Source organism: Aminobacter niigataensis (genome assembly GCF_946995915.1).
GTDB classification, from domain to species: domain Bacteria; phylum Pseudomonadota; class Alphaproteobacteria; order Rhizobiales; family Rhizobiaceae; genus Aminobacter; species Aminobacter niigataensis.
In genome coordinates this window covers 4,367,493-4,390,219 of sequence record NZ_OX341517.1, presented here as the reverse complement: position 1 = coordinate 4,390,219, position 22,727 = coordinate 4,367,493, and the positions used below count along the sequence as shown (strand labels likewise).

Sequence of the window (22,727 nt, the reverse complement as noted above, 5' to 3'; positions counted from 1 at the left end):
AACTGAGATTTCAAAGCCAGTCGAGCCGCCTGATATGGCGACTCGTTGGTGCAGTCGAAAGGCCTTGCCTGAGAAAATGTCGGCTCATTCCGCTGCTTGTGGAGCAGCTCGCGGCAATTCTACTTCGTGTTCGCCTGCGAGTGCTTTCTGACCGAGAAGGACGACTACGAATGAGATCGTGCCTGCGGCCACGGAAACCCAGAAGCCGTTCTGCGCGCCGAAATTGTCGACGACCCAGCCAGCCACGAAGGCGCCCAGCGCCATGCCGATGCCGATGCCGGCCATCACCCAGGTGATGCCTTCGGTCAGCATGGCCTCGGGCACCCGCCGCTCGATCAGGCCGAAGGCCATGATGAAGGTGGGCGAGATCGCCACGCCACTGACGAAAATGGCAAGCGCGAGCAACGGCACCGTGTCGGCGACCAGCAATGGCAGCGTGGTCAGTGCGACGACGGCGATCGCGATGGCGAGCAGGCGTTGTTTCGGTGCCTCGAGGTTCAGCGCGCCGACGATCAATCCGACAACGAGCGAACCGGCTGCATAGACGCCGATGACGAGGCTGGCGGCAGTCGGCTGGCCGAGTTCCTTTGTGATCGCCACGGCGCTGACCTCGGCTGTTGCGAAGATCGAGCCAACGAAAATGAGCGCCAGGGTGATGATCTGGACCGGGCGCAGCATGATCGCCGAGCCGCCGTTCGCGAGTTCCCGCTTCCTGACCTTGGGCTCGCTCGACCGTTGCAGGATGAAGGCTGCCATGCCCAGCGCCAGGAAGAGCGTGCTGGCCAGCACGCCGGCTTCCGGGAACAGGGCAACGCTCAGGCCGACGGAAAGCGAGGCACCGGCAATGTAGACCATTTCGTCGGCGACCGATTCAAAGGCGAAGGCGGTGTTGAGTTCGGGGCGGTCGCGGAAGATCTCGGTCCAGCGGGCCCGCACCATGGCCGGCACGCTTGGCATGGCCGCGGCGATGAAAGCCGAGACGAACAGCGTCCAGGCTGGCCAGTCATAGCGGGTTGCAACGAGCAATGCGGCAAAGGCGATGACGGAGATGACAGTGGTGGGGAGAGCCACCGCAGTCTGGCCGAGCCGGTCGATTCGGCGCGAGATCTGCGGGGCGGCGAAAGCATTGGTCAGGGCGAAGGTGGCCGCGACCGCACCGGCCAGCCAGTATTCGCCGCGCGTCTGCGACAGCATCGCGACGATGCCGATAGGGGCCATGGCGATCGGCAGGCGGGCGATGAAGGCAGCCGCTGCGAAGCCCTGGGCCCCAGGGACCCTGAAGATTTCACCATACGGATTGTGCATCGGAGCACTCCTGGAAATTCGAGGACGTGCCACTTACATACGTGGCGTATGTGAAAGAGCTAATTGCATACGCTTCGTATGTCAATTACCATACGCGTCGTATGTCAAAAAAATATACGTGACGTATGTGAATGAGGCCGGCAGGAAGAAGCGATGAAGATTGCGCATAAGTCCCGCAGCGAGATGATTGCCGAAACGCGCGGCAAGCTGATTGCGGCCGCGCGCCGGGCCTTCGCAACGGTGGGCTATGCCAACGCGTCGATGGACGACTTCACCGCCGAAGCCGGCCTCACGCGCGGCGCGCTCTACCATCACTTTGGCGACAAGAAGGGCTTGTTCGAAGCCGTCGTGGCCCAAATCGACCGTGAGATGTCGTTGCGGCTCAATGCCATCTCGGCCAAGGCCAGGACGCGTTGGCAGGGGTTCGTGGACGAAAACATCGCCTATGTCGAAATGGCGCTGGAGCCGGAAATCCAGCGTATCGTCCTGCGCGACGGTCCGGCAGTCCTTGGCGATCCGGCGCAATGGCCCAACGCCAACGCCTGTATCCTTTCGATAACGAGCAACCTCGTTGCGCTGAAAGAGGAGGGCGTCATACGCGACATCGACCCGGAGGCGATGGCGCGGCTGATCAGCGGCGCTTCGCTCTATGCTGCCCAGTGGATCGCCATTTCCGAGGACCCCGGCGCGACGTCGACAAAAGCGGTGAAGGCGTTCCGCACGCTCATGGAGGGGCTGCTGGTGGACAACAAGTCCGCTGCCTGATCTTCAACCCGGCCGGATATGCCCCTTGGCCGACACCGGCATCACGCCGCGATTTTTCCCCAGGCTTCGGCAGCTATCGCGTGGTCTGGCCAGCCATAGCTGATAAGGTGAGGCGATGACCACTCGGCTCTATTCCCACCCGATCTATCTCGAACACCTCACCCCGGCCGGACACCCCGAACGGCCCGACAGGCTGCGCGCCATCGAGCGCGCACTCGAAGACGAGACATTCGAGACCCTCGACCGCGCGGAAGCGCCGGAGGGCGACGAGCAGACGATTCTCTATGCGCATCCGGAATCCTTCGTCGACAGCGTCCGACGTCAGGTGCCGGAGGAGGGGCTGGCGCGGATCGATGGCGACACCGTGCTGAGCCCGAAGAGCTGGCAGGCGGCGCTGACGGCCATTGGTGCGGCCAACGCCGCGGTCGACGACGTCTTCTCCAAGAAGATCGACAATGTCTTCGTCGCTTCGCGTCCGCCCGGCCATCATGCCGAGAAAACCACGGCGATGGGCTTTTGCCTGTTCAACAACGCGGCCATCGCCGCGCGCCACGCCCAGAAAAAGCATGGCGCCGAGCGCGTGGCGATCGTCGACTGGGACGTGCACCACGGCAATGGCACCCAGGACATCTTTTGGGACGATCCGAGCGTTCTCTACTGCTCGACCCACCAGATGCCGCTTTTTCCCGGCACTGGGGCCAAGAGTGAGACCGGCACTGGCAATATCGTCAACGCGCCGCTGTCGCCGGACACCGGTAGCGACCATTTCCGCGAGGCGTTCCGCTCGCGCGTGCTGCCGGCACTCGACAGTTTTGCGCCCGACCTGATCATCATTTCGGCCGGCTTCGACGCGCATCACCGCGACCCGCTGGCCGAGATCAACCTGACCGAAGCCGATTTCGACTGGGCGACGGGGCAACTGATGGACCGCGCCGCGCGCCATTCGTCCGATCGCCTCGTCAGCCTGCTCGAAGGCGGCTACGACCTTCACGGGCTGGCCTTTTCAGTGGCCGCCCATGTCAACCGCCTCATGAAAGGATGAACCATGGCCGCTGAGCTCAATGACGAAATCAAGGCGATGAGCTTCGAGCAGGCGCTGGCCGCCCTGGAGAAGATCGTCGACGATCTCGAGCGCGGGGATGTGCCGCTCGACCAGTCGATCAAGATCTACGAGCGCGGCGAAGCGCTGAAGGCGCATTGCGACCGCCTGCTCAAGGCGGCAGAGGATAAGGTCGAGAAGATCAGGCTTTCGCGCGACGGCAAGCCAGTCGGCGTGGAACCGCTCGACGCGGAGTGACCGGCTCCCGAATAACTTGACCTCGCGGCACGTTGTGCCCAGTTATGGGGAACCCACACGGTTGACGAAAACCCGGGAGCAGGCGATGTGCCGCAACATCAAGACATTGTTCAATTTCGACCCGCCGGCGACGCATGACGAGATCCGCGACGCCGCGCTGCAGTTCGTCCGCAAGCTGAGCGGTGCGACCAATCCATCGAAGAAGAACGAAGCGGCTTTCAACCGCGCGGTCGACACGATCGCGGAAGCCGCACATGAAATGCTGCATGCGATGGAAACGCACCAGCACCCGCGCAATCGCGAGGAAGAAGCCGCCAAGGCAAAGGCACGTTCGGCGTTGAGATTTGCCTGACACACGTGGTGACAGCAGCGTTCCGTTAACCCCTTAGGATGCAGTCATGAGTTTCTTCCCAGCCAGTGACCCGACCCCGGGTGACGCCTTTTCCTGCGACCAGATTGAACTGATGGTCGTGCCCAATGCCAAGGATATCGATGGCTTCGAGGTCCGCCGGGCCCTGCCGACGGCAAAGCGCCGGCTGGTCGGGCCGTTCATTTTCTTCGATCGCATGGGCCCTGCCATCCTGCGGGCCGGTCATGCGCTGGACGTGCGCCCGCATCCGCATATCGGGCTTGCGACCGTGACTTACCTTTTTGACGGCAAGATCAGGCACCGGGACTCGCTCGGCACCGAAATGGTGATCGCGCCCGGCGATGTGAACCTGATGACCGCCGGTCGCGGCATCGTCCACTCCGAGCGCACGCCCGAGGAGCTGCGCGGTGCGCCGATGTCGGTGTCGGGCCTGCAGACCTGGCTGGCGCTGCCCGATGGCAAGGAGGAGGTGGCGCCGCTGTTCGAAAACACTGCCAGCGTCGATCTGCCGGAGTTTGCCGCCGACGGCGTCCGCGGGAGGCTCATCATCGGCGACTTCAAGGGACTGCGCTCGCCGGTGCGGGCGGCCTCCGACACGCTTTATGCCGATATCTCGCTTGCTCCCGGCGCCAGGATCAAGATTCCTGCCGATGCCGAGGAACGCGCCATCTACACGCTTGGCGGCGAGATCGACATCCTCGGCGACCGCTTCCCGATCGAGCGGCTCCTGGTGTTCAAGCCGGGCGACGAGATCGTCGTTTCGTCCGAGACCGGCGCGCATTTCATGCTCTTCGGCGGCGCCTCGCTTGGTTCCAAGCGCTACATCTGGTGGAACTTCGTCTCGTCGTCGAAGGAGCGCATCGAGCAGGCCAAGAATGAATGGAAGACCGGCCGCTTCGATATCGTTCCCGGTGATGAGAAAGAATTCATCCCGCTGCCCGAAAGCTAGAGCCGGGCGCCTACGGCCTAAACCCGACCGCGTCACCGCTACGCATTTACTTTCCGGGCCTGCGGACGTATCTGCCGAGGGTTAATAGATGTTAGTGCTGTTTGATGAACGCAAAACCTGAAACTCCCCTTCTCGACAAGGTTCGGCTGCCGTCCGAGCTGCGCGCGCTCGACGAGGCCCAACTGCCTCAACTGGCCAGCGAGCTGCGGGCCGAGTTGATCGACGCTGTCTCGCAGACGGGCGGACATCTCGGCGCCGGTCTTGGCGTCGTCGAGCTCACGGTGGCGCTGCATTACGTCTTTGATACGCCCGACGACCGCATCATCTGGGACGTCGGCCACCAGGCTTATCCGCACAAGATCCTGACCGGCCGCCGCGACCGCATCCGCACGTTGCGGCAGGAGAACGGGCTTTCCGGTTTCACCAAGCGTGCCGAGAGCGAATACGATCCTTTTGGCGCGGCCCACTCGTCGACCTCGATTTCGGCCGGACTCGGCATGGCCGTGGCGCGCGACCTCAACGGCGGCCGAAACAACGTCATCGCCGTCATCGGCGATGGCGCCATGTCGGCTGGCATGGCCTATGAGGCGATGAACAACGCCGGTGCGCTGGACGCCCGGCTGATCGTCATCCTCAACGACAACGACATGTCGATCGCACCGCCGGCGGGCGCGATGAGCGCCTATCTGGCGCGCCTTGCCTCCGGCCGCACCTATGCCGGCGTGCGCGAACTCGGCAAGAAGCTGACCTCCTATCTCGGCCGCCGTGTCGACCGCGCCATCACCCGCGCCGTCGAGCATGCACGCGGCTTCGTCACCGGCGGAACGCTGTTCGAGGAGATGGGCTTCTTCCATATCGGCCCGATCGACGGCCACAATCTCGAGCACCTGATCCCGGTGCTGAAGAATGTCCGCGACAACGGAACCGGCCCCGTGCTGATCCACGTCGTGACCCAGAAGGGCAAGGGCTACGCCCCGGCGGAAGCTGCCGCGGACAAGTATCACGGCGTCAACAAATTCGACGTCATCACCGGCGCCCAGGCCAAGGCGCCGGCCAATGCGCCAAGCTACACCAAGGTGTTCGCCGAGAGCCTGGTCCAGGAGGCACGCGAGGACGACAGGATCGTCGCCGTCACCGCCGCCATGCCGTCGGGCACCGGCCTCGACCTGTTCGGCGAGGTATTCCCCTCGCGCACTTTCGACGTCGGCATCGCCGAGCAGCACGCCGTGACCTTTGCGGCCGGTCTCGCGACCGAAGGCATGCGGCCCTTCGTGGCGATCTACTCGACCTTCCTGCAACGCGCCTATGACCAGGTTGTGCACGACGTTGCCATCCAGAAGCTGCCGGTGCGCTTTCCGATCGATCGCGCCGGTTTCGTTGGCGCCGACGGCCCGACCCATTGCGGCGCCTTCGACACCGCCTATCTTGCGTCGCTGCCCGATTTCGTCGTGATGGCGGCGGCCGACGAGGCCGAGCTGCGCCACATGGTGCGCACCGCGGCCGAGTTTGACGAGGGCCCGATCTCGTTCCGCTATCCCCGCGGCAACGGTGTCGGCGTCGACATGCCCGAGCGCGGGCAGGTGCTGGAGATCGGCAAGGGCCGGATCGTCAGGGAAGGCACCAAGGTGGCGCTGCTGTCGTTCGGCACGCGTCTCAAGGATTGCCTGCTCGCCGCCGAGGAACTGGGCGCTGCCGGCCTGTCCACCACGGTTGCCGATGCGCGCTTTGCCAAGCCGCTCGACGAGGATCTGATCCGCCGGCTGGCGCGTTCGCACGAGGTGCTGGTTATGGTCGAGGAGGGCTCGGTCGGTGGCTTCTCCAGCCAGGTGCTCGATTTCCTCGCCCGCAACGGCCTGCTCGACAACGGTCTCAAGGTGCGTCCGCTGACGTTGCCGGACAGCTTCGTCGACCACGCCAACCCCGACAAGATGTATGTCGACGCTGGTCTCGATTCGGCTGGCATCGTGCGCGCCGTCTTTGCAGCGCTCGGCAAGTCTGCCCAAGCGGCGCGCGCCTGATCGGGGCGCGCTTGCCTTCCGGGCGCGCATTCGCCATTGAAAGCCATGGAAATCTCAAGGCAAGCCAACGCCAGCCTGCGGCTCGACGAATTGCTCGTCAGCCGCGGTTTCTTTGCCAGCCGATCGCGTGCCCGCGATGCAGTGGCGCGCGGGGCTGTGACCGTCGATGGCCAGCCGGCGAAGAAGCCCGGCCAGTCTGTTGCGGGCGACGTTGCCATTAAGGTCGACGACCCGGCGCAGACCTATGTCTCGCGCGCAGCACTGAAGCTGATCGCCGGGCTCGATCATTTTGGCTTCGACCCGGCAGAGCGGCAGGCGCTCGACATCGGTGCCTCGACGGGCGGCTTCACGCAGGTGCTTTTGGAACGCGGTGCGACCCATGTCGTGGCGATCGACGTCGGCCACGGTCAGATGGACGAAAAGCTGCGGGCCGATCCGCGTGTGACCTGCCTGGAAAGGCTCAACGCCCGCAACTTGGCGCGTGATGATCTCGGCGGAAGTCTGCCGGACTTTCTGGTCTCGGATGTGAGTTTCATCTCGCTGCGGCTGACTCTGCCCAACGCACTCGGACTGGCTGCATCTGGCGCAAAGGGCGTTTTCCTGGTCAAGCCGCAGTTCGAGGCCGGGCGCGAGGCGATCGGTAAGGGCGGCCTGCTCAGGAATGCTGACGACGGGCCGAAGATTGCCGAGGAACTGCGCCTTTGGCTCGATACCATTCCGGGCTGGCGGGCGCTCGGCATCTGCCCGTCGCCGCTCGAAGGCGGTGACGGCAACCGCGAATACTTGCTCGCTGGAGTGAAAGATCGATGACTGCACGGTTCGAGATTGCGCGGCTGGGCGCGCATGGCGACGGCGTCGTCGATGCCAATGGCGGGCATATCTTCATCCCCTTCGCTCTGCCCGGCGAGACGGTGACCGCCGCGCGCGAGAAGGATCGCGCACAGTTGCTCGCCGTGATCGAGGCTTCGCCGCAGCGGGTCGAACCTGCCTGCCGCCATTTCACCGAGTGCGGCGGCTGCGCCATCCAGCATCTTGAAGATGGCGCCTATCGCGACTGGAAACGTAGCCTGGTGGTGCACGCGTTGAAGGCGAGGGGCATCGAGGCCCCGGTCGGCGACCTTGTCGCCTGCCCGCCGCACAGCCGCCGCCGTGCCGCTTTTACCGCCCGCAACACCGAGACCGGCATTCATCTCGGCTACAACAAGGCTTTTTCCCACACCCTCGTCGATATCGAGGAATGTCCGGTGCTCCTGCCTGGTATCGTCGAGGCGGCCGCTATCCTGCGTCATCTCGCCGGGATCATCGCCAACACGTCGAAGCCTTTCAGGTTCCTGGTCACCTCGACGGAGACCGGTTTCGACGTGGCGGCCAGCGATTGCGGCAAGCCGACCGAGGCGATCCGCCGTGCGGCCACCGATTTCGTCATCAAGTCGAAGATCGCAAGGCTTTCCATCGACGGCGAGATTATCGTCGAGCCGGTCAAGCCGATGCTGACGTTCGGCACGGCGACGGTGACGCCGCCGACCGGCGGTTTCGTCCAGGCGGTAGCCGATGCCGAACAGGCGATGGCGTCGCTCGTGATCGGCCATCTGCGCAAGGCCAAGAAGGTCGCCGACCTGTTCTCCGGCAGCGGCACGTTTTCTCTGCAGCTAGCGACAAATTCGGAAGTGCACGCGGTCGAGGGCGATGCGTCGGCGCTGGCCGCGCTCGACAGGGGCTTCCGTTTTGCCTCCGGCCTGAAGCGCGTCACGGTAGAGCGGCGTGACCTCGATCGGCGCCCGCTGACCTTCAAGGAACTGAATGCCTTCGACGGCATCGCCTTCGATCCGCCGCGCGCCGGCGCCGAGGATCAGTGCAAGCAGATCGCCCGTTCGGACGTGCCCTATGTGGCTGCGGTGTCGTGCAATCCGGCGACACTGGCGCGGGATCTACGCATCCTCATCGACGGCGGGTACGCGCTGAAGAGCGTGACGCCGATCGACCAGTTCCTCTGGTCCCACCACGTCGAGGCGGTGGCGCTGCTGGAGAAGCCCAAGAAGCGGCGGTGAAGGCGCTCGTGGCCGAGCGCCTCGCCATAGTCAGACGCGCGTGCCGCCGACGGTCATCTGGTTCATCCTGAGATGCGGCTGGCCGACGCCGACCGGCACGCCCTGTCCGGACTTGCCGCACATGCCGATGCCGGTGTCGAGCTTCATGTCGTTGCCGACCATCGTCACCCGATGCATCGCATCGGGGCCGTTGCCGATCAGCATGGCGCCCTTGATCGGCTGGGTCACCTTGCCGTCCTCGATCATGTAAGCCTCGGTGCAGCCGAACACGAACTTGCCTGAGGTGATGTCGACCTGGCCGCCGCCGAAGGAAACGGCGTAGATGCCGTTCTTGACCGAGGCGATGATCTCTTCCGGCGTCTTGTCGCCAGACGTCATGTAGGTGTTGGTCATGCGCGGCATCGGCTGGTGCGCATAGGATTCGCGGCGGCCGTTGCCGGTGGCGTTCATGCCCATCAGCCGCGCGTTCTGGCGGTCCTGCATGTAGCCGACGAGCTTGCCGTCTTCGATCAGCACGTTGCGGCCGCTCGGTGTGCCTTCGTCGTCGACGGTGATCGAACCGCGGCGTTCGGAAATGGTGCCGTCGTCGACGACGGTGACGCCCTTGGCCGCGACCTGCTGGCCCAACAGGCCGGCGAAGGCCGAGGTCTTCTTGCGGTTGAAGTCGCCTTCGAGGCCGTGGCCGACGGCTTCATGCAGCATGACGCCCGGCCAGCCGGAGGACAGCACGATGTCGAAGGTGCCGGCAGGGGCGGGGATCGCCTCGAGATTGACCAGCGCCTGGCGCAATGCCTCGGTCGCCGCATTCTTCCAGCTCTCGTCGGTCAGGAACTCGTCGAAGCTCTTACGCCCGCCCATGCCATAGGAGCCGCTCTCCTGGCGGTCGCCATCGCCGACCACTACGGCGACGTTCATACGCACCAGCGGGCGGATGTCGCGCACGACCTGGCCGTCGCCGCGCAGTATCTCGACATGCTGCCACGACGAGGCGAGCGATGCCGTCACCTGCCGGACACGCGGGTCCTTGTCGCGCAGCCAGGCGTCGATTTCCTGCAGCAGCTTGGCCTTGGCCTCGAATGAGGGAGAGGAGATCGGGTTCTCTTCGCCGTAGAGATGACGGTTGGTGCGGGCCGGCGCTGCAGCCAATGTACCGGAATAGCCGCCCTTGACGGCCGAGACCGCGTCGGAGGCGCGCAGCAGGGCGGCTTCGGACAACTCGCTGGAGTGGGCATAGCCGCTGGCTTCGCCGGCGACCGCACGCAGGCCAAAACCCTGGTCGGTGTTGAAGCTGGCTGTCTTCAGCCGGCCATTGTCGAACATCAGCGCTTCGCCCTCGCGATATTCGAGGAACAATTCGCCGTCGTCGGCGCCCTCGATCGTCTCGGCGACGATCTTGCGCACGCGGTCTTCGGTGATGTCGAACTGGCTGACGAGGTTCATGGCAGGGATCCCGGAGAGGTTTGAACCTGATGTAGGGCGGCTTGGACGTCATCGCAATCGTTAGCCTGGTCGGAGAGGCGAGGGATACCGTATTCGCTGCTTTTGAAATACAATCCAGAGGTGTATAAATTGATGAGAGCAACCAAAAGGAGTATTGTGGTCGCTGCACTCAATCAGATCGGGCAGAATTGGGGGAGCAGATGGAAGAGTATGTTTTTATTCCGGATCATCGGTCCAGTGGCGAACAGTTGGTGGCTACGCTTCAGGCGGTAGTGGCCATCGATACGGAGTTGGATTTTCTGGCTGCGCCGGCCGGAGGGGCGTGGGGCGCCCTGCCCGTGGCGGTCAGGCCAATGGCTGAAGAAGTAATGACCCGCGGCCTGGAGATTCTGGAGGTCGTTCCGCAAAGCGGGGTCGCGCTGGTCAGGACCTCGATTGCGGGGCCAGCCCCAGCGGCAGTGGGTGGAACATTCCATCCCGTCGTGAACTACACGATGGCCGTGGCTGATGTTCGTGTCGGTCGCCTTCGCCTGACCGGAAGCCTCGGTCCGTCCGGCGCCGAATTCTTTAGCATCGCCCTGCAGTCAGCCGGTACCAACAAACCCATCGGCAATGCGATTGCGACATTGGGACTGAAGAACGGCAGCCAGCAACTCACGGCAGTATCGGACAGCGCCGGGATTGTGCGGTTCGGTCTGCGGGCAAAAGCGGTGATGGACGCGATGCTTGCCATCGAGCCTGGCTTTGCTGGCCATTGGGGATATCTCCAGCGGAAGGCAGACCTCGTCGCAGGCAGTGTGATTATGCTCGATCCGATCGATCTGGCTGGCTCGGCCGACAGTCTGAGGCATCTTCTTCCACCCGGACCTGCGGGCAGCGGCAGAGGAGTGGTTGTTGGGGTCGTGGACAGCGGCGTCGGGCCGCACAACCATCTCACCAACGTGGAAGGGGATGACGATTCGTCGATCGGCCACGGCACTCATGTTGCAGGCATCATCGCCGGCAATGGCGGAAACGGGTACGCAGGCGTGGCGCCGGGCGCAAGTATTCGCAGCTACAGGGTGTTCGACGATCCAGCCACGGGTATCGCGAGGAACTTCGAGATTCACCGGGCGATCGAGCAGGCGGTCGACGATGGATGCCATATCATCAACCTCAGCCTGAAGGCCGAACGGGAAGCCAGTCCGAGCCACGATGACAGGGTGCTGTCGCAGGCAATAGAGGATGCCGCCGAGCAGGGCGTTCTCGTCGTCGCCGCGGCTGGAAACGACTTTCGGCGCTTTGTGGCGTTTCCGGCCCGGCACCGGGATGCCATTGCGGTTTCGGCACTTGGCTGGGAACCTGGCCTGCCTGCCAACGCATACGACCGCTGGACGGTATCAAGCGACCGCGGCGACCCCGATCGTGACGTCTTCTTCGCCACCTTTTCCAATGAGGGGCATGCGCCCACCAGAATAGATCTCATCGGTCCGGGGGCAGGCGTAGTATCCACCGTGCCGGGCGACCAATATGCGCCGATGAGCGGTACATCGATGGCATGTCCGGCAATGACGGGTGCGATTGCACGGATATTGTCGGCCGATCCTGGCGTCCTGACGATGCCGCCCAACAGGGCGCGTTATCAGGCCATGAGGCAACTGGCCTTCGCAAGCCTGCGCAAGCATGGCTTCGGTGCAATCCGCGAGGGTGGCGGCATGATCATCTGACGGCCGGCGTCCGCGGGTTGCGCTGCCGGAGCGGCGCCCTATATCCTCAGGCAACGACGCGAGATTGATCGTGGCGCTGGAGTGCTGACGCGTGGAAAAGCTGGTTTTGATCATTGGCAAGGTTGCGAAGGATGCGGCGCAGGTGGCGAGCGAGATCGACAGCCTGCCCGGCATCTCGGTGACGTCCCGGTCGCGATCGATGATCGATGTGGATGTTTCGGAACCTTCCGCAGCCGAGGCACTGCGCAGCTATGCAGGCCGGCACGGCTTCGAAGTCGAACCGATGTCGGAAGCCCAGCTCATCGAGCCGATCTCGCCGTTCAAGGCGCGTTGAGGCGCTGGCTCTGCAGCGTCGTGCCGCGCGAGATCAAGGCAGCGCGGCGAAACCTTCACCGAAACCGTTGAGATCGACCGGAATGCCGATGCCTTCCTCGGGCGTCTGGAAGACGATGAAGGTGGCCGCCTTGCCAGTCTTCAGCGTGTCGAGCAGCGGCTTGTCGAGGATCACTTCGGCATAGCAGCCGTCCTGGAAGCAGCGCACGAAATAGGCGCGGCCGATATCCTTCTGGTCGACGTTGAGGCCAAGGCCGTTGGGCAGGAGCACGCCGAGCGGCGCGAGCACGCGCAGGATTTCGGCCTTGTTGTCGGCGGTGCGCAGGATGACCACCGAGAGCCCCATCTCGGGGCGGTCTTCGGCGATGACGTTCTGCATCATCACGCATTGTTCGTTGGTCGCGCCCGCAGGCGTGTCGCAGATGATCGACCACGCGCCATGGGTGGACTTGACCGTGCCGCTCTGCTGCGCGCCGGCCTGCATGGGAGCCAGGCAGACAGCGGCGACCAACACCTTGGCCAAGGTTTTCAAAAGCCCAGACTTCATGACGGCTCCATTGCGAATCACGACAATTTAGGTCGTGCCGGCAGCAAGTAAATAACAAGAGGGCGCCTTCGCCATCCCGCAATCTTAGGTTTTCCAGACATTCGAGTTCAATTTTGCTCGAATTGCGACGACTTTTGAGCGCATGTCAGCACCCTGCGGACGACTGCCCCGCCTCGATGCATTCATCAACTAGCGCCAAACGGGCCCAAGCGCCAGCCTTGCCGCCTGCGCGCAAAAATGCCGCATGAGTTCCGCCTCTGCTTCCTTGCGGTTACAAAGAGAGTATGGTTTGAACCTCCGAACGTCTCTGGGATTCCCGTCCCGGAGCGGCACGATGTCCTTGCGGCCAAGACCGCATGGAAATGGGAGATACTGAGGGTGATGAGAAAGATCCTTGCTAGCGCCGTCGCGGCGACTGCTTCCTTTGCCAGCGCCGCGGCCTATGCGGCGCAGCCGGTAGAATGGCAGACCACATTCCAGCCGGCCGCGACCGGCATCATGGAACAGATCACCTGGTTCGAGCGCTACACGCTGTGGTTCATCGTTCCGATCACGCTCTTCGTTCTGTTCCTGCTGGCCTATTGCATCTGGCGGTTCCGGGCGAGCGCCAATCCTGTGCCTTCGCGCACCAGCCACAACACGCTGATCGAGGTCGTCTGGACCGTCGGTCCGGTTGTGATCCTGCTGTTCCTGGCCATTCCGTCCTTCCAGCTTCTGACCGCGCAGTATTCGCCTGTCGAGGAGCCGAAGCTGACGATCAAGGCGACCGGCAACCAGTGGAACTGGGATTACGAATACCAGACGGAAGAGCCACTTTCGTTCAATGCGGCGATGCTTTCGGAAAAGCCCGAAGAGCGTAAGGCTGCCGGCAAGGAAGACAGGGGTGCCTATCCGCGCCTTCTCGCCGTCGACAACGAAGTGGTCGTGCCTGTCGGTCAGGTCGTCCGCGTGCTGGTCACCGCATCGGACGTGATTCACGCCTTCGCCATGCCGGCCTTCGGTATCAAGGTCGACGCCGTTCCGGGTCGGATCAACGAGACCTGGTTCAAGGCTGACAAGGAAGGCCTGTATTATGGCCAGTGTTCCGAGCTTTGCGGCAAGGACCACGCCTACATGCCGATCGCAATCCGCGTCGTCAGCGACGCACAGTATACGACGTGGCTGGCTGCCGCGAGGACCGACTTGCCGGGTGCCAACAAGGCGCTGATGGCCGAGACGGACGGTGCGGCCAAGGTCGCGGCCGCCGGCAACTGAGCCGCGGCGAATTAGGGATCAGGGAACGGAGCGGAACATGGCAGGCGCTGCAGCTCACGACCATCACGACCACAAGCCGAAGGGCTGGGTCCGGTGGGTGTACTCGACCAACCACAAAGATATCGGAACGCTCTACCTGATCTTCGCGATCATGGCAGGCTGCGTCGGCGGCTTCCTGTCCGTCATGATGCGCTGGGAACTGGCCGAGCCAGGCATCCAGATTTTCCACGGCCTGGCCTCGATGGTCTACGGCGTCGAGGGCGATGCCGCGATCGATGCCGGCAAGAGCATGTTCAACGCGTTCACCACCGCGCATGGCCTGGTCATGATCTTCTTCATGGTCATGCCGGCGCTGATCGGCGGCTTTGCCAACTGGATGGTGCCGATCATGATCGGTGCGCCTGACATGGCGTTCCCGCGCATGAACAACATCTCGTTCTGGCTGCTTCCGCCTGCCTTCATCCTGCTCGTCATCTCGGCCTTCATGCCGAGCGCGCCGGGTGCGCATGGCGTGGGTGGCGGCTGGACGATCTACCCGCCGCTGTCGACCTCGGGCCAGCCCGGGCCGGCGATGGATCTCGCGATCCTGTCGCTGCACATCGCCGGCGCCTCGTCGATCCTCGGTGCGATCAACTTCATCACTACGATCTTCAACATGCGCGCTCCGGGCATGACGCTGCACAAGATGCCGCTGTTTGCTTGGTCGGTGCTGATCACCGCCTTCCTGCTGCTGCTGTCGCTGCCGGTTCTGGCTGGTGGCATCACCATGCTGCTGACCGATCGCAACTTCGGCACGGCCTTCTTCGCACCTGAAGGCGGCGGTGACCCGATCCTGTTCCAGCACCTGTTCTGGTTCTTCGGTCACCCCGAGGTGTACATCCTGATCCTGCCGGGCTTCGGCATCGTCAGCCACATCGTCTCGACCTTCTCGCGCAAGCCGATCTTCGGCTACCTGGGCATGGCCTACGCCATGGTCGCCATCGGTGCTGTCGGCTTCGTCGTGTGGGCTCACCACATGTACACCACCGGCATCTCGCTCGACACGCAGCGCTACTTCGTCTTCGCCACGATGGTCATCGCGGTTCCGACAGGCGTGAAGATCTTCTCGTGGGTTGCCACCATGTGGGGCGGCTCCATTTCGATGAAGCCGCCGATGCTGTGGGCGATCGGCTTCATCTTCCTGTTCACCGTCGGTGGCGTCACCGGCGTGCAGCTGGCCAATGCCGGCCTCGACCGTTCGCTCCACGACACCTACTACGTCGTCGCGCACTTCCATTACGTGCTGTCGCTGGGTGCCGTGTTCGCGATCTTCGCGGCCTGGTACTACTGGTTCCCGAAGATGACCGGCTACATGTACTCGTCGGCCATCGCCAACACCCACTTCTGGGTGACGTTCGTCGGCGTGAACCTGGTCTTCTTCCCGCAGCACTTCCTCGGTCTCGCCGGCATGCCGCGCCGCTACATCGACTATCCCGATGCATATGCCGGCTGGAACATGGTGTCGTCCTACGGCTCCTACATCTCCGCCGTCGGCGTGCTGATCTTCCTGTTCGGCGTCTTCGAAGCCTTCTCCAAGAAGCGCGTCGCCGGTGCCAGCCCATGGGGCGAAGGTGCGACCACGCTCGAATGGCAGCTGCCTTCGCCGCCGCCCTTCCACCAGTGGGAACAGCTGCCGAAGATCAAGTAAGGCACTGACTGAACCACGAAGCCGCCGGCCCGCCGGCGGTTTCGGCCAAACGGAACGACTGGACGTAAGTACGCATGGCCCTTGTCCACAACCGGTTTGAAGACCAGACCTTCCGCATGTCGGAGGCAACTGCGGGCGATTTCTTCGCCCTGCTGAAGCCCCGCGTCATGTCGTTGGTGGTCTTCACGGCCTTTGTCGGCATGGTTGCCGCGCCCGTGACGATCAACCCGTTCCTCGCCGTCGTGGCGATCCTTGCGATCGCCATCGGCGCCGGCGCCTCGGGCGCGCTCAACATGTGGTACGACGCCGATATCGACGCTGTCATGACACGCACCGTCAACCGGCCGGTTCCTTCCGGCAAGGTGACGCCGCACGAGGCGCTGACCTTCGGCCTGGTGCTGTCGGTCTTGTCAGTGATGACGCTGGGCGTTCTCGTCAACTGGCTGTCGGCGGCGCTGCTCGCCTTCACCATCTTCTTCTACGCCGTCGTCTACACGATGTGGCTCAAGCGCTGGACGCCGCAGAACATCGTTATCGGTGGCGCGGCCGGCGCGCTGCCACCGATGATCGGCTGGGCTGCCGTGACCGGCGCCATAAGCTTCGAGAGCGTCGTGCTCTTCCTCATCACCTTCCTGTGGACGCCGCCTCACTTCTGGGCGCTGGCCCTGTTCAAGTCGCAGGACTATGAGCGCGCCGGCATCCCGATGATGCCGAACGTCGCCGGCGAGGCCTCGACCCGCCGCCAGATCTTTGCATACTCTTTGCTGCTCGCGCCTGTCGGCGTGGCGCCATGGCTGCTCGGCTACACCACAATCGGCTACGGCGTCGTTTCTCTGGCGCTCGGCATCGGCTTTGTCTGGTACGCCTGGAAGGTGCTGCGCATGCCCGACAGCGACCGGGTGATGAAGCCGGCCAAGGCGCTGTTCGGCTATTCGCTACTTTACCTGTTCGTGATCTTTGCGGCCTATCTGGCCGACAGCGTCATCGAGCGTGTGTTTGCGCTTGGAGGTGCATGATGTCGGATGACAATCTGGTAACGCTCACGGACAAGCAGAAGAAGGCGCGCCGCAGCCGCAACATCGCCATCGGCCTGGCGCTGGCGGCACTCGTTATCATCTTCTATCTCGCGACGATCGCGAAGTTCGGCCCGGCAATCCTGGATCGGCCGCTATGAGCGAAAGCATGCCCACCGAAACGCAGCCCGTAGACCCGAAGAGGCAGCGCTCCAACCGGATGGTTGCGGGCATGTGCATCGCTTTTGTCGGCGGCATGGTCGGCATGGCCTATGCGGCGGTGCCGCTCTACGCGATGTTCTGCCAGATCACCGGTTACGGCGGCACGACGCAGCGCGTCGAGCAGTATTCCGACAAGATCCTGGACCGGACGATCACCGTCCGTTTCGACGCCAACACTTCAGGCGGGTTGCCTTGGGATTTCAAGCCGGTGGCGCGCGACGTCCAGATCAAGATCGGCGAGACGACGCAGATCCACTATGAGGCAAAGAACACCTTCGATGTGCCGACCCAGGGCCGCGCGACGTTCAATGTCACGCCCGATCTCGCCGGCGCATACTTCAACAAGGTCGAGTGCTTCTGCTTCACCGATACCACGCTGAAGCCGGGCGAGACGCTCGACATGCCGGTCGTCTTCTTTGTCGATCCGGAAATCGTCAATGTGCCTGAACTCAAGGACATCAAGACGATCACCTTGTCCTATACCTTTTTCCCGATTGAGGGGGAAAAGCCCGTAGCTGCCGCGCCCAAGGTCGACGGCGAAACGAAAATTATTAATTCCGACGGAAAAGCCGGGGGCTGATATGGCAGACGCGCACGCCAAACATCACGATTACCACATCATTGATCCAAGTCCGTGGCCGTTCCTCGGCTCGCTGGGCGCGCTCATCATGGCGTTCGGCGGTGTCGCCTGGATGCAGCACATGAAGGGCGCCGAGTTCCCGATCTTCGGCTTCAACGTCGCGAACGCCAATTACTGGATCTTCGCGATCGGCCTGCTGGTCGTGCTCTACACGATGTACGGCTGGTGGTCGGACACGATCAAGGAAGGCAACGAAGGCCATCACACGCGCGTCGTGTCGCTGCACCTGCGCTACGGCATGATCATGTTCATCGCCTCCGAGGTGATGTTCTTCGTCGCCTGGTTCTGGGCCTTCTTCGACGCCAGCCTGTTTCCGGGCGAGGCCACTCAGCAGGTCATGCGCGCAGAGTTTACCGGTGGCGTGTGGCCGCCCAAGGGGATCGAGATCCTCGATCCGTTCCACCTGCCGCTCTACAACACCATCATCCTGCTCCTGTCGGGTACGGCTGTGACCTGGGCACACCACGCCCTGCTGCACGGTGACCGCAAGGGCCTGGTCAACGGCCTTGCCATCACGGTTGCGCTCGGCATCCTGTTCTCGTTCGTCCAGGCCTACGAGTACATTCACGCTCCGTTCGCGTTCAAGGACTCGATCTACGGCGCGACCTTCTTCATGGCGACGGGCTTCCACGGCTTCCACGTCATCATCGGCACGATCTTCCTGCTGGTGTGCCTGTTCCGTGCGATGGGCGGTGCCTTCACGCCGAAGCAGCATTTCGGCTTCGAGGCTGCTGCCTGGTACTGGCACTTCGTCGACGTGGTGTGGCTGTTCCTGTTCGCCTCGATCTACATCTGGGGTTCGGTAGGCGGCACCATCGCTCACTGATATCCTGATTTTTCGAACAAGGCGGTCGCGGCAACGCGGCCGCCTTCTCTTTTTGGGCGCTTTCTTGCGCCAAGCATCCGGCATGTTGATCAGCCGCTTCGCTTTTCCTTGGATCGTCTTGATCGCCTCGGTGGCCATGGCCCGCGCCGATGCCGTAGATCTGGTCCGGGTCGACAAGTCGGACCGCTTGATGGAACTGATGTCCGGCGAGAAGATCGTGCGCAGCTATGCGGTGGCGCTCGGTGCCAATCCGGTTGGCCACAAGCGCCAGGAGGGCGACGAACGCACGCCTGAAGGGCGCTACGTTCTTGACTGGCGCAATCCCGAAAGCGCCTTCACCAAGTCGATCCACATCTCCTATCCCAACGCCAACGACAAGGCTGCGGCAATGAGGGCAGGTGTCGATCCCGGCGGAATGATTATGATCCACGGCCAGTCCAAGGGTTTCGGCTGGTGGTCCTGGCTGATGCAGATGTTCGACTGGACGAATGGCTGTATCGCCGTTACCGACGAGGACATGGCGGAGATTTGGCAGATGGTCGAAAACGGCACTCCCATCGAGATAAATCCATGAGCGAAGACAAGGCGATCTGGCCGCCGGTCGAGCCGATAGCTGCCGGGCTCAAGGGGCGCTGTCCGCGCTGCGGCGAAGGCAAGCTGTTTTCCAGCTTCCTGACGGTCGGCAAGCAATGCGGCGTGTGTCGCCTCGACTATTCCTTTGCCGATGCGGGCGACGGGCCCGCAGTCTTCGTCATTCTGATCATTGGCTTCGTCGTTGTCGGCCTGGCGTTGTGGATGGAGGTTTCGCTGGCGCCGCCGCTATGGCTCCACCTGCTGCTCTGGATACCGCTGACCCTCATACTCAGCCTCGGCTCGCTCCGCTTGATCAAGGGTGTGCTGATCACCTTGCAGTACAGCAACAAGGCCGCCGAAGGGCGCTTGGACAAAGACCAATGACCGAACAGAATACCTTGCCTGCCCCGGCGCGCCGCTCCGGGTATGTGTTGATGCTGGTACTTGGCACCATGTCGTTCGCGTTGCTGATCGCGCTTGGCAGCTGGCAGGTGCAGCGGCTGTACTGGAAAGAGGAACTGCTCGCCCAGATAACCGAACGGACGCAATCGCCGCCGCTGCCACTGGCGGAGATGGAAGTTAAGTACCGCGCTACAGGCGATGTCGATTACTGGCCGGTGACGCTTTCGGGAACGTTCGAGCATTCCGGCGAGCGGCATTTCCTCGCTACCTGGCAAGGCCAGTCGGGCTTTCATGTCTATGCCCCGCTCAAGCTGGACGATGGAGGCTACGTCCTGGTGAACCGTGGCTTCGTTCCGTACGACTTCAAGGATGCGGCCAAGCGTCCGGTGGGCCAGGTTACTGGCCCCGTCAGCATTGCCGGCCTTGCGCGCAATCCGCTCGAGGGCAAGCCGGGTTCGCTGGTACCCGACAACGACCTCAAGAAGAACGTCTTCTACTGGAAGGACCTCGGTGTCATGGCGAAAACGGCGGGGCTGCCAGCGGACGCGGTGGTGCTGCCCTTCTTCGTCGATGCCGACAAGACGGCCAACCCGGGTGGCTTGCCGGTGGGCGGCGTTACCATGGTCGAGATGCCGAACAATCATCTGCAATATGCGGTCACCTGGTACGGGCTGGCGGCGGCACTGCTGGGCGTCATGGGCTTCTGGTTGCTGCGGCGGCCGGAAGGCAAATGACCACCAGTGCATGACCCCGAAAATCGAAATCGATTTTCGGAAAGGATCATGCACAACTTCATAACGCTACAGCGTCCCTTGCGCGTCCAAGGCGGCGCGCGGCGCTGTAGTCGCCCTTGACAGCATAGGGGCGCAGACATCATTTCGGCACTGAACAAAGAACCGGATCACATGCCCCAGACTTCCGCAAAACCGCCCCTGACCATCAGGCTTTGCCAGCCGCGCGGCTTTTGCGCAGGCGTCGACCGCGCCATCCAGATCGTCGTGCTGGCGCTCAAGAAATACGGGGCGCCTGTCTATGTGCGCCACGAGATCGTGCACAATCGCTACGTCGTCGAAGGGTTGCAGAACCTGGGTGCCGTCTTCATCGAAGAACTGAGCGAAATCCCCGACGACCACCACGATGCGCCTGTCGTGTTCTCAGCCCATGGCGTGCCGAAGTCGGTGCCGGCGGACGCCGTGGCGCGCAACCTGTTCTATCTCGATGCGACCTGCCCGCTGGTCTCCAAGGTGCACAAGCAGGCCATGCGCCACCAGCGCAAGGGACGTCACGTGCTGCTGATCGGTCATGCCGGGCACCCGGAGGTGATCGGTACCATGGGGCAACTGCACGAAGACGCCGTGACACTGATCGAGACCGAGGCAGACGTCCGGAACTTCACGCCAGCTGATCCAGCGGCACTCGGCTTTGTCACCCAGACGACGCTCTCGGTGGAAGACACCGCAGGTATCCTCAAGGCACTGCAGGAGAAGTTCCCGGAGATGCAGGCGCCTGCCGCCGAATCGATCTGCTATGCCACCACAAACCGCCAGGAAGCGGTGAAGGAAACGGCTCCCGGCGCCGACCTCTATCTCGTCGTCGGTGCGCCGAACTCGTCCAATTCGCGCCGCCTCGTCGAAGTTGCCGAGCGGGCAGGGGCCAGGATGTCGCTGCTGGTTCAGCGCGCGTCGGAGATCCCGTGGAACGACATCGGCGGCATCGCTACGCTGGGCCTCTCGGCGGGCGCTTCGGCGCCGGAGATCATCGTCGACGAAATCATCAATGCGTTCCGCGAACGCTTCGAGGTGAACGTGGAGCTCGCCATCACGGCGACCGAGACGGAGGACTTTCCTGTAATGCGGGTATTGCGCGACGTCGAGCTGACGCCGGCCGACATGGCCTTCGTCAACGGAAACGCCTGATGGCTGTCTATACCGATGTCGGCGAGGGTGAGCTCGAGGCGTTCCTGCGCAACTATCCGGTTGGCGAACTGCTGTCCTACAAGGGCATCGCCGAGGGTACCGAAAACACCAACTTCCTGCTGCATACGACGACAGGTTCGTACATCCTGACGCTCTATGAAAAGAGGGTCGAGAAGTCCGACCTGCCGTTTTTCCTCGGCCTGATGCAGCATCTCGCCCACAAGGGCCTGTCCTGCCCACTGCCCGTTGACGGCAAGGACGGCAACGTCATCGGCACGCTCGCCGGCCGGCCGGCCGTCATTATCACTTTCCTCGAAGGCATGTGGCTGCGCCGACCCCAGGTCGTGCATTGCCGCGAGGTCGGCAGGGCGTTGGCCGAACTGCACATCGCCGGCCAGGACTTTGCCATGACGCGGCCGAACGCGCTCGCCATCGACGGCTGGCGCAAGCTCTGGGACGCAGCACACCCGCGCGCCGACGAGGTTGAGCCCGGCCTTGCCAGGGAGGTCGATGCGGACTTTGCCGAGCTCGAGAAGAACTGGCCGAAAGATCTGCCCTCCGGCGTCATCCACGCCGATTTGTTCCCCGACAACGTCTTCTTCCTTGGCGACAGGCTGTCGGGCCTGATCGATTTCTATTTTGCCTGCAACGACCTCTACGCCTACGACCTCGCCACCTGCCTCAATGCCTGGTGCTTCGAGAAGGACTTTTCCTTCAACCTGACCAAGGGCACGGCACTTCTCGACGGTTACCAGAGCGTCCGGCCGTTGAGCGAAGCCGAGAAGGCGGCACTGCCCATCCTGGCGCGTGGCTCGGCCCTGCGCTTCATGCTGACGAGGCTGTACGACTGGCTGACGGTGCCGGATGGCGGGCTGGTCATGAAGCGCGAACCTTCGGAATACATACGCCGCATGCGTTTCCACAGGACGATCAAGTCCGCGCAGGAATACGGACTGAAATGAAGCAAGTTGAAATTTTCACCGATGGCGCCTGCTCGGGCAATCCGGGTCCGGGCGGTTGGGGCGCGATCATGCGCTACAAGGCCAAGGTCAAGGAGCTGTCGGGCGGCGAGGCCGAGACCACCAACAACCGCATGGAGCTGCTGGCTGCCATCTCCGCCTTGAACTCTCTCAAGGAGCCGTGCGAGATCGACCTGCACACGGACAGCAAATACGTCATGGACGGGATCTCGAAGTGGATCCACGGCTGGAAGAAGAACGGCTGGAAGACCGCCGACAAGAAGCCGGTGAAGAACGGCGAGCTGTGGCAGGCGCTGGACGAGGCCAACAGGCGGCACAAGGTGACCTGGCACTGGGTCAAGGGCCATGCCGGCCATCCCGAGAACGAACGCGCCGACGAACTGGCGCGCGAGGGCATGGCGCCGTTCAAGAACGGCCGCAAGGCATAGGCCTGGGC

Annotated in this window: 25 protein-coding genes; 22 read left to right on the top strand and 3 right to left on the bottom strand. The window is 63.1% G+C overall.

Annotation, left to right across the window (positions count from 1 at the left end):
* Nucleotides 1–84: 84 nt before the first annotated feature.
* Nucleotides 85–1,305: an MFS transporter gene (locus tag O1Y97_RS21405; RefSeq protein ID WP_318762285.1), complete on the bottom strand. Its 1,221-nt coding sequence runs from the start codon at nucleotides 1,303–1,305 to the stop codon at nucleotides 85–87.
* A gap of 153 nt (nucleotides 1,306–1,458) precedes the next feature.
* Between O1Y97_RS21405 and O1Y97_RS21400 the strand changes: the two genes are divergently transcribed.
* The 8 genes from O1Y97_RS21400 to O1Y97_RS21365 all read left to right on the top strand — a co-directional run bounded on the left by O1Y97_RS21400 (nucleotide 1,459) and on the right by O1Y97_RS21365 (nucleotide 8,752).
* The gene (locus O1Y97_RS21400) at nucleotides 1,459–2,070 is read left to right on the top strand and encodes a TetR/AcrR family transcriptional regulator (RefSeq protein WP_245439488.1); all 612 of its coding nucleotides are present in this window, start codon (nucleotides 1,459–1,461) and stop codon (nucleotides 2,068–2,070) included.
* A gap of 115 nt (nucleotides 2,071–2,185) precedes the next feature.
* Nucleotides 2,186–3,112 carry a histone deacetylase family protein gene (locus O1Y97_RS21395; RefSeq protein WP_108608960.1) on the top strand — a complete coding sequence of 309 codons (927 nt, stop codon included), beginning with the start codon at nucleotides 2,186–2,188 and terminating at the stop codon, nucleotides 3,110–3,112.
* 3 nt (nucleotides 3,113–3,115) lie between these two features.
* Entirely contained in the window at nucleotides 3,116–3,367 is a 252-nt protein-coding gene (locus tag O1Y97_RS21390) for an exodeoxyribonuclease VII small subunit (protein ID WP_108608959.1), read from the top strand.
* 85 nt (nucleotides 3,368–3,452) lie between these two features.
* Nucleotides 3,453–3,719, top strand: coding sequence for a DUF2277 domain-containing protein (locus O1Y97_RS21385; RefSeq protein ID WP_108608958.1), 267 nt, complete (start codon nucleotides 3,453–3,455; stop codon nucleotides 3,717–3,719).
* Nucleotides 3,720–3,765: 46 nt separating this feature from the next.
* Nucleotides 3,766–4,686 carry a pirin family protein gene (locus tag O1Y97_RS21380; protein ID WP_318762284.1) on the top strand — a complete coding sequence of 307 codons (921 nt, stop codon included), beginning with the start codon at nucleotides 3,766–3,768 and terminating at the stop codon, nucleotides 4,684–4,686.
* A gap of 104 nt (nucleotides 4,687–4,790) precedes the next feature.
* Nucleotides 4,791–6,704: a 1-deoxy-D-xylulose-5-phosphate synthase gene (gene dxs / locus O1Y97_RS21375; RefSeq protein WP_318762283.1), complete on the top strand. Its 1,914-nt coding sequence runs from the start codon at nucleotides 4,791–4,793 to the stop codon at nucleotides 6,702–6,704.
* A 45-nt stretch (nucleotides 6,705–6,749) separates the two neighbouring features.
* Nucleotides 6,750–7,514 carry a TlyA family RNA methyltransferase gene (locus O1Y97_RS21370; RefSeq protein WP_108608955.1) on the top strand — a complete coding sequence of 255 codons (765 nt, stop codon included), beginning with the start codon at nucleotides 6,750–6,752 and terminating at the stop codon, nucleotides 7,512–7,514.
* Nucleotides 7,511–8,752, top strand: coding sequence for a class I SAM-dependent RNA methyltransferase (locus O1Y97_RS21365; protein ID WP_318762282.1), 1,242 nt, complete (start codon nucleotides 7,511–7,513; stop codon nucleotides 8,750–8,752). The genes O1Y97_RS21370 and O1Y97_RS21365 overlap by 4 nt, the downstream gene beginning before the upstream one ends.
* A gap of 30 nt (nucleotides 8,753–8,782) precedes the next feature.
* Here O1Y97_RS21365 and tldD read toward each other — a convergent pair whose 3' ends face one another.
* Complete coding sequence (tldD, locus tag O1Y97_RS21360) at nucleotides 8,783–10,192, bottom strand: metalloprotease TldD (protein ID WP_318762281.1); 1,410 nt, start codon at nucleotides 10,190–10,192, stop codon at nucleotides 8,783–8,785.
* A 200-nt stretch (nucleotides 10,193–10,392) separates the two neighbouring features.
* On the opposite strand from tldD, the gene O1Y97_RS21355 reads away from it, so the two are divergent.
* Together O1Y97_RS21355 and O1Y97_RS21350 are read left to right on the top strand one after the other, a co-directional pair.
* Nucleotides 10,393–11,898, top strand: a complete 1,506-nt coding sequence (locus O1Y97_RS21355) for a S8 family peptidase (protein ID WP_318762280.1) — start codon at nucleotides 10,393–10,395, stop codon at nucleotides 11,896–11,898.
* Between the two features lie 91 nt (nucleotides 11,899–11,989).
* Nucleotides 11,990–12,232, top strand: a complete 243-nt coding sequence (locus tag O1Y97_RS21350; RefSeq protein WP_108608951.1) for a hypothetical protein — start codon at nucleotides 11,990–11,992, stop codon at nucleotides 12,230–12,232.
* A gap of 33 nt (nucleotides 12,233–12,265) precedes the next feature.
* On the opposite strand, the gene O1Y97_RS21345 is transcribed toward O1Y97_RS21350, so the two are convergent.
* Nucleotides 12,266–12,778, bottom strand: coding sequence for an invasion associated locus B family protein (locus O1Y97_RS21345; protein WP_055978304.1), 513 nt, complete (start codon nucleotides 12,776–12,778; stop codon nucleotides 12,266–12,268).
* Nucleotides 12,779–13,159: 381 nt separating this feature from the next.
* On the opposite strand from O1Y97_RS21345, the gene coxB reads away from it, so the two are divergent.
* From coxB to rnhA, 12 genes are all read left to right on the top strand, one after another.
* Nucleotides 13,160–14,032, top strand: coding sequence for a cytochrome c oxidase subunit II (coxB, locus tag O1Y97_RS21340; RefSeq protein ID WP_108608950.1), 873 nt, complete (start codon nucleotides 13,160–13,162; stop codon nucleotides 14,030–14,032).
* A gap of 37 nt (nucleotides 14,033–14,069) precedes the next feature.
* Nucleotides 14,070–15,719: a cytochrome c oxidase subunit I gene (gene ctaD, locus O1Y97_RS21335; protein ID WP_108608949.1), complete on the top strand. Its 1,650-nt coding sequence runs from the start codon at nucleotides 14,070–14,072 to the stop codon at nucleotides 15,717–15,719.
* Nucleotides 15,720–15,793: 74 nt separating this feature from the next.
* Nucleotides 15,794–16,735, top strand: a complete 942-nt coding sequence (locus O1Y97_RS21330) for a heme o synthase (protein ID WP_108608948.1) — start codon at nucleotides 15,794–15,796, stop codon at nucleotides 16,733–16,735.
* Nucleotides 16,735–16,893 carry a hypothetical protein gene (locus O1Y97_RS21325; protein ID WP_183263637.1) on the top strand — a complete coding sequence of 53 codons (159 nt, stop codon included), beginning with the start codon at nucleotides 16,735–16,737 and terminating at the stop codon, nucleotides 16,891–16,893. The genes O1Y97_RS21330 and O1Y97_RS21325 overlap by 1 nt, the downstream gene beginning before the upstream one ends.
* Nucleotides 16,894–16,901: 8 nt before the next feature.
* On the top strand, nucleotides 16,902–17,534 hold the full coding sequence (locus O1Y97_RS21320; protein WP_318762279.1) for a cytochrome c oxidase assembly protein: 633 nt from the start codon (nucleotides 16,902–16,904) through the stop codon (nucleotides 17,532–17,534).
* A 1-nt stretch (nucleotide 17,535) separates the two neighbouring features.
* Complete coding sequence (locus tag O1Y97_RS21315) at nucleotides 17,536–18,420, top strand: cytochrome c oxidase subunit 3 (RefSeq protein WP_108608947.1); 885 nt, start codon at nucleotides 17,536–17,538, stop codon at nucleotides 18,418–18,420.
* Between the two features lie 82 nt (nucleotides 18,421–18,502).
* Nucleotides 18,503–18,994: a L,D-transpeptidase family protein gene (locus tag O1Y97_RS21310; protein WP_318762277.1), complete on the top strand. Its 492-nt coding sequence runs from the start codon at nucleotides 18,503–18,505 to the stop codon at nucleotides 18,992–18,994.
* Nucleotides 18,991–19,377, top strand: coding sequence for a DUF983 domain-containing protein (locus O1Y97_RS21305; protein ID WP_183263634.1), 387 nt, complete (start codon nucleotides 18,991–18,993; stop codon nucleotides 19,375–19,377). The genes O1Y97_RS21310 and O1Y97_RS21305 overlap by 4 nt, the downstream gene beginning before the upstream one ends.
* Before the next feature lie 50 nt (nucleotides 19,378–19,427).
* A complete protein-coding gene (locus tag O1Y97_RS21300) occupies nucleotides 19,428–20,129 on the top strand; it encodes an SURF1 family protein (protein ID WP_404801291.1) in 702 nt (233 codons plus the stop codon).
* A gap of 171 nt (nucleotides 20,130–20,300) precedes the next feature.
* Nucleotides 20,301–21,311 (top strand): 4-hydroxy-3-methylbut-2-enyl diphosphate reductase, encoded by a 1,011-nt coding sequence (gene ispH, locus O1Y97_RS21295; RefSeq protein ID WP_318762275.1) that lies wholly within the window; start codon nucleotides 20,301–20,303, stop codon nucleotides 21,309–21,311.
* A complete protein-coding gene (locus tag O1Y97_RS21290; RefSeq protein WP_318762274.1) occupies nucleotides 21,311–22,273 on the top strand; it encodes a homoserine kinase in 963 nt (320 codons plus the stop codon). The genes ispH and O1Y97_RS21290 overlap by 1 nt, the downstream gene beginning before the upstream one ends.
* A complete protein-coding gene (gene rnhA, locus O1Y97_RS21285) occupies nucleotides 22,270–22,719 on the top strand; it encodes a ribonuclease HI (protein WP_108608942.1) in 450 nt (149 codons plus the stop codon). The genes O1Y97_RS21290 and rnhA overlap by 4 nt, the downstream gene beginning before the upstream one ends.
* The last annotated feature ends 8 nt before the right edge of the window (nucleotides 22,720–22,727 follow it).